This is a genomic window from Blastococcus aggregatus (genome assembly GCF_900221005.1).
In the GTDB taxonomy this organism is placed as follows: Bacteria; Actinomycetota; Actinomycetes; order Mycobacteriales; family Geodermatophilaceae; genus Blastococcus; species Blastococcus aggregatus.
The window spans coordinates 21,123-27,376 of record NZ_OBQI01000010.1 but is presented as its reverse complement, the minus strand read 5'-3'; the positions used below and the strand labels follow the sequence as shown (position 1 = coordinate 27,376).

7 protein-coding genes are annotated in these 6,254 nt (G+C 69.7%); all 7 read left to right on the top strand.

Annotated features, from left to right (window positions below; translation table 11 throughout):
* The first annotated feature begins 357 nt into the window (after nucleotides 1-357).
* Complete coding sequence (locus CRP29_RS22175; RefSeq protein WP_097197248.1) at nucleotides 358-1,029, top strand: HdeD family acid-resistance protein; 672 nt, start codon at nucleotides 358-360, stop codon at nucleotides 1,027-1,029.
* 181 nt (nucleotides 1,030-1,210) lie between these two features.
* The gene (locus CRP29_RS22170; protein WP_097197247.1) at nucleotides 1,211-1,705 is read left to right on the top strand and encodes an Hsp20/alpha crystallin family protein; all 495 of its coding nucleotides are present in this window, start codon (nucleotides 1,211-1,213) and stop codon (nucleotides 1,703-1,705) included.
* Between the two features lie 142 nt (nucleotides 1,706-1,847).
* On the top strand, nucleotides 1,848-2,237 hold the full coding sequence (locus CRP29_RS22165) for a hypothetical protein (protein WP_097197246.1): 390 nt from the start codon (nucleotides 1,848-1,850) through the stop codon (nucleotides 2,235-2,237).
* Between the two features lie 75 nt (nucleotides 2,238-2,312).
* Complete coding sequence (gene dnaK, locus CRP29_RS22160) at nucleotides 2,313-4,211, top strand: molecular chaperone DnaK (RefSeq protein ID WP_097197245.1); 1,899 nt, start codon at nucleotides 2,313-2,315, stop codon at nucleotides 4,209-4,211.
* A gap of 7 nt (nucleotides 4,212-4,218) precedes the next feature.
* Nucleotides 4,219-4,869 (top strand): nucleotide exchange factor GrpE, encoded by a 651-nt coding sequence (locus CRP29_RS22155; RefSeq protein ID WP_097197244.1) that lies wholly within the window; start codon nucleotides 4,219-4,221, stop codon nucleotides 4,867-4,869.
* Nucleotides 4,869-5,903, top strand: coding sequence for a DnaJ C-terminal domain-containing protein (locus CRP29_RS23695; RefSeq protein ID WP_097197243.1), 1,035 nt, complete (start codon nucleotides 4,869-4,871; stop codon nucleotides 5,901-5,903). Before CRP29_RS22155 ends, CRP29_RS23695 begins: the two co-directional genes overlap by 1 nt.
* Nucleotides 5,900-6,253: a chaperone modulator CbpM gene (locus tag CRP29_RS22145; protein ID WP_097197242.1), complete on the top strand. Its 354-nt coding sequence runs from the start codon at nucleotides 5,900-5,902 to the stop codon at nucleotides 6,251-6,253. Before CRP29_RS23695 ends, CRP29_RS22145 begins: the two co-directional genes overlap by 4 nt.
* The last annotated feature ends 1 nt before the right edge of the window (nucleotide 6,254 follow it).

The following is a 6,254-nucleotide window of genomic DNA, read 5'->3' as shown; positions in this document are numbered from 1 at the left end:
CACCAGCTTTGACGCGGACCGACGCTGAGGCGTGGCCGCTTCCACTGTGGCGCCGCGTTTCGGCGCAAGGACGACCTGACTGACGTGCTCTCGGGCTCCCAAGAGCTGACGGCGATCTGGCCGGGCAGCGCTCCCGCCGACGCCCAGGAAGCTCGGGCCGCGCCCGGCAGCCTCGCGATAGGTCTCTTCACCTTCCAGCGGTGACTGTCGCCGCATGGCGCGGTCGGGCGTGATCACACGGGGCAACGGCCTCGACGCCCTAGTCGCAACTTCAGAAAATCTATGTTTGCGGGTGTAGGTTTGGGGAAGTGAGCAGGTGCGACCAGTTCCCCAAGGAAGGAGCAGACGGAGGTCGGCATGGCGGGTCAGATCTCACTGCCTACTCGCGGCAGCGGCATCACCTGGAAGGCCTGGCGATCAGTCACTGGCGGCGCAGACGCCGGTGGACATGGCCGGCGCCGGACACGACTCATCGCCGGGCGGCGGCTCTCGACGACCCTGGCACTGCGGGGTCTGCTGGCCTTGCTCTTCGGTGTCCTGGTGCTGGTGTGGCCCCCCGTCACCATGCTTGCGCTGGCCCTGATGTTCGGGGCGTACGCGTTGTTGGACGGTGCCGGGCTGGTTGGCAGCGCGCTCACCACCCACGACAGGGATCACTGGCGGCCCCGATGGGGGCACCTGCTGGCCGGTGTGGCCAGCCTGCTCGCCGGCCTGATGAGCCTGTTGTGGCCGCAGATCACCGGCCTCGCTCTAGTGATGCTGGCCGGTGCTTGGGCCATCATCACCGGGCTCCTGCTGGTGACCGCCACTGTGACCTCTGTGTTGGAGGTTCCCTCCGCCTATCGGCCGGGTCGGTCGAGGTCCGGTGAATGGCTGCTCGCGCTCGCCGGCATCACGTCTCTTGTGCTCGGCATCGTGGTGCTGCTGCGGCCAGACGTCGGAGCTGTCGCCGTAGCCACGGTGCTAGGCATCTACGCGCTGATCGCCGGTGTCGTGCTTCTGACAGCCGCATGGTGCCTGCGTCCGTAGCCCAACGGCGTGGTCCGCACGAACTGAGCGATGCCTCCGAGACCGGCGTCCGCTGACGGCGAGTCTCGCCCTCAGTGGGTCGGCGCCAGCAGCTCGGAGCAAACCACAGGCTTCGTGCCCCTCGCGCTCACGTCGGGCACGAATGCACACAACGAACTCAACAGTCGGAAGGAGATTGACCATGAGCGTGATCCGTTTCGAGCCGTTCGCGGATCCCTCCCGGGGTCTGGACCGGCTGACCAGCCAGCTGGTGTCGGGTCGGCGTACGCCGATGGGCATGCCGATGGACGTCTGGCAGAGCGATGACGGCTACCACGTCGCCCTGGATCTGCCAGGTATCGACCCCGAGCGCGTGGAGATCACCTGCGAGCGCAACATGCTGACCATCCGGGCCGAGCGCCGCGCGGAGTACGAGGAAGGCCACAACGTTCTGCTCGCCGAGCGCCCGCAGGGCAGCTTCACGCGGCAGCTGCAGGTCGGCGACGCCCTGGACACCACCAAGGTGACCGCCACCTACAACAACGGGGTGCTGACGCTGACCATCCCGACGGCTGAGTCGGCCCAGCCGCGCCGGATCGAGGTGCAGACCAGCGGCAGTGGGCAGCAGCAGCTGTCTACCGATGGCTCCCAGAAGAGCGGGTCCCAGCCCGGAGACAAGAGCAGCCAGAAGAGCTGAGCTCCCGGGGGGCGGTGCGCCAGCCCGCGGCGGGCGCACTGCCCCCCACCCAGGCTCGGGGCCACGGAGGGCCGTGCGCACTCCGATCCGTACCCAGTCACCCACCGGTCGCAGCCATGACGGCGAGAGGAGGAGATGAGAGGTGCTCAAGGAGGTTGCGGTGGAGCGCTACCGCTTCACCTGCGCCGGGTGCGGGCACACCTGGAGCACCGACTACGACGTGCAGCACGTCGAGGACGGTCACGGCCTGACGTGGGAGTACTACTCCCTCAACGGTATTCCGGTGCCCTCGCCGACGGCGCACGGCTCGCTGAGTTGTCCGCACTGCGGGGCGACCTGGATCCACTTCCAGCTGGACGCCGTGCGCACCGTGCCGCTCGTCGCGCTGGCGGATGACCAGGCGAACGCCGGCCGTCCCCGCCAGCTGTCAGACGCCGAACGGCTGGTGGCTCGGCACCATGCGCCGCTGCTGTCGGGTGAGCAGCTCGTTTTCGGCGAGTCGGCCCCCGGCGTGCCGAGCGTCGAGTCCTAGCCCGCCACGGGCCTGGATGCATCCCTGTCTCTAGGTCTTTTGATTCCCATTTCTACGAGCACACAGGAGGTTGAGATGGCTAAGGCGGTCGGTATCGACCTGGGCACCACGAACTCGGTGATCGCGGTCACCGAGGGTGGCAAGCCCACTGTCATCGCCAATGCAGAGGGTTCTCGCACCACTCCGTCGGTGGTCGCGTTCACCGAGGCTGGTGAGCGGCTGGTTGGCCAGCTGGCCCGCCGGCAGGCGATCCTGAACTCCAAGGGCACCATCTCCTCGGCCAAGCGGTTCATCGGCCGCCGGTACGAGGAGGTGGTCAGCGAGAAGGACGCGGTCACCTTTGACGTCGTTGCCGGGCCCGAGGGCGCGGTGCGGTTCAACGTCCACGGCAAGCAGTACGCACCGGAGGAGATCTCCGCGCAGGTGCTGCGCAAGCTGGTCGACGACGCGTCCAAGTACCTCGGGGAGAAGGTCACCGAGGCCGTGATCACGGTGCCGGCGTACTTCAACGACGCGCAGCGGCAGGCCACTCGTGACGCCGGGCGGATCGCCGGGCTGGAGGTGCTGCGGATCGTCAACGAGCCGACCGCGGCCGCGCTGGCCTACGGCCTGGACAAGAAGACCAACGAGACGGTGATGGTCTTCGACCTCGGCGGCGGCACGTTCGACGTCAGCCTGCTCGACGTCGGCGACGGCGTGGTGGAGGTCCGGGCCACCGCTGGTGACGGGCACCTCGGTGGTGACGACTTCGATCGCCGGATCGTCGACCACCTGGCCGAGGAGTTCCAGCGGGCCGAGGGCATCGACCTGCGTAAGGACCCGCAGGCGCTGCAGCGGCTGTTCGAGGCCGCAGAGAAGGCCAAGGTCGAGCTCTCCACGGTCGCCGAGACCACCGTGAACCTCCCGTTCATCACCGCCGATGCCAACGGCCCCAAGCACCTGAACACCACCCTGCGGCGATCGACGTTCGAGTCGATCACCGCCGACCTGGTTGAGCGCTGCATGGGACCGGTGCAGCAGGCGATGGCCGATGCGAAGGTGACCGCCAATGACATCGACGAAGTGATCCTGGTCGGCGGCTCGACCCGGATCCCGGCGGTGCAGAACCTGGTGCGGCGGCTGACCGGCGGCAAGGACCCGAACATGTCGGTCAACCCCGACGAGGTGGTCGCGCTGGGCGCTGCGCTGCAGGCCGCGGTTATCAAGGGCGAGGTCAAGGACGTTCTGCTGCTCGACGTCACCCCACTGTCCCTCGGCGTGGAGACCATGGGCGGGGTGATGACCAAGGTCATCGAGCGCAACACCACAATCCCGGCCCGTCGCTCCGAGGTCTTCTCCACCGCGGAGGACAACCAGCCCGCCGTGGACATCGTCGTCCTGCAGGGCGAGCGCGAGCGGGCGAGTGACAACCGGGTGCTGGGCCGCTTCCGGCTGGAGAACATCCGCCCGGCCCCGCGGGGGGTGCCGCAGGTCGAGGTGACCTACGACATCGACGCCAACGGCATCCTCAACGTCACCGCCCGCGACAAGGACACCGGGCAGCAGCAGCAGATCACCATCAGCGAGTCCTCGAACTTGGACAAGGCCGAGGTGGAGCGGATGGTGGCGGATGCGCAGCAGCACTCCGCCGAGGACGCCCGGCTGCGCGAGCTGGTCGAGGCCCGCAACACCCTGGACTCGGCGGCCTACCAGGTGGAGCGGCGACTGACCGAGCTCGGTGATGCAGTGCCGGTTCACGAGAAGGCGCGGGCGGAGATGCTGATCAACGACGCCCGGCAGGCCGTCAAGGACGACGCTCCGATCGACCGGCTGCGCTCTCTGACTGGTGAGCTGCAGCAGATCTTCCACGGCATGGCCGCCGGCCCGTCCGACGGTGCCGGCCCGCAGCCGGGGTCCGGTCCGGCGGGGCCGGGTGGAGCCGCGGGCGGCCCCGGTGACGATGACGTGATCGACGCCGAGTTCACCACGGAGTGAGGCCGCCATGCCCGACAAGGACATCCCCACTCCGCCGTCCCGTCCCGCCGAGCCTGCGACGGCCGGCGGGACGGGCCCGGTGCCCGGATCGACCACAGCCGCGTCCACCACTCCCGCCGCCGACTCTGACGGTCAGGCTGCCATCGAACAGTTGGCACTGCGCGTCGCCGAACTGGAAGACCTGTGGCGGCGCGCGCTGGCCGACCTGGACAACATGCGGAAGCGGGCCGCGCGAGACGTCGAACAACAGCGCACCCAGGAGCGAGCCCGGGTGGCTGCGGCTTGGCTGCCAGTAGTGGACAACCTCGAGCTCGCGCTGGCTCACTCCGGGGCCAGTCCCAGCGCCATCGTCGACGGCGTCCGAGCCGTCCTCGACCAGGCCCTGGCTGTGCTGCGCGGCCTCGGGTATCCACGGCGAGACGACGTGGGCACTACCTTCGATCCTGCCCGCCACGAGGCGGTAGCCACCCGGTCAGACCCGCACGCAGCGCCGGGCACGGTCGTCCAGGTGCTCAGAGCCGGTTACGGCGAAGGCGACCACCAGCTTCGCCCCGCCTCAGTAGTCGTCGCCGCAGGCAAGGACAACGACCGTCACACCGAGGCGGAGGCCAGCGGTGGGGGTGGTGGCGGCGACCGGAGGAATGCGGGGGCGCAGTGATGGGCGACCGTGACTACTACGCAGCGCTCGGGGTGGCCCGTGGCGCCAGCTCCGAGGAGATCCAGCGCGCGTACCGCAAGCTGGCCCGCCAGTACCACCCCGACGTCAACAAGGACCCGGGCGCCGAGGAGAAGTTCAAGGAGATCTCCGAGGCCTACGACGTCCTCAGTGATCCGGAGACCCGCAAGCGGTACGACGCCTTCGGTCCCGACTTCCGCCAGGTTCCCGAGGGCGTGGACGCCGAGACCTGGCACCGCGCCCGTGCGGGCGCGGCCGCCGGCGCGGGCGCCCGCCCCGGACCCGGCTGGTCCTCGGGCTGGCCCGGCGGCGCGGACGGCGAACAGGTCTGGGTCGGTGGCACCGGCTACGGCACCGGCGGGTTCGGTGAGGGCATCGACCTCGACGACCTGCTCGGGGGCATGTTCGGCGGCCGCGGCACCGGACCTCGCGGCGCCGGCCGGACCCGCCCCCACTGGGGCCACGTGCCAGGCGCGGACCAGGAGTTCGAGCTGGAGTTGTCAGTTCAGGATGCCTACACCGGTGGGCGCCGCTGGCTGACCATGTCCGGCCCGGACGGCCAACGCAGCCTGGAGGTCAACATCCCGGCCGGGGTGACCGACGGTCAGCGGATCCGGCTGACCGGCCAGGGCGGGCAGGGCAGCGGCGGCGCACCCAGCGGCGACCTCTACCTCGTCGTCCGGCTGGCGCCGCACCCCCGCTACCGGGTGGAGGGTCGCGACCTCTACGTCGACCTGCCGTTGGCGCCGTGGGAAGCGGCGCTGGGCACGTCGGTCGCGGTCGACACCCCCGGCGGGGAAGCCAAGGTCAAGGTGCCGGCCGGCACGTCGAGCGGGCGGCGGCTACGGCTGCGCGGTCGCGGGCTGCCCAACCCCCGCGGGGAAGCCGGGAATCTCTACGCCGAGGTGCGCATCGTCGTGCCGCACCGGCTGTCGGAGGAGGAACGCAGATTGTTCTCCGAACTCGCCACGGTCTCGAAGTTCGATGCGCGCAAACAGGCCCGGAGGGCGTCATGACCTATCCCCTCATGCGCCGGCGTCGGGTCGAAATGCTGGACCTGGACACCTTCGCTGCGCGGGCGCGGCTGCATCCGGAACTGGTACGCCGGCTGGTCGCCCTCGGGCTGCTGGAGGCCGATCGCGATGCCGCCGACCGGCTGTGGCTCGCGCCGACGGAGCTAGTGACGCTCGCGCGGATCCAGCGACTGCGGGCCGGCTTCTCGCTGAACTACGCCGCCGTCGGGCTGGTGCTGGATCTGCTCGACCGCATCGAATCGCTGGAGGCGGTGCTGCGCCGGCAGCCGGGCCGCACGACGGCGCATCCGAACACCCCCACCACGATCACACACACATTCATCGGAGGCTGAT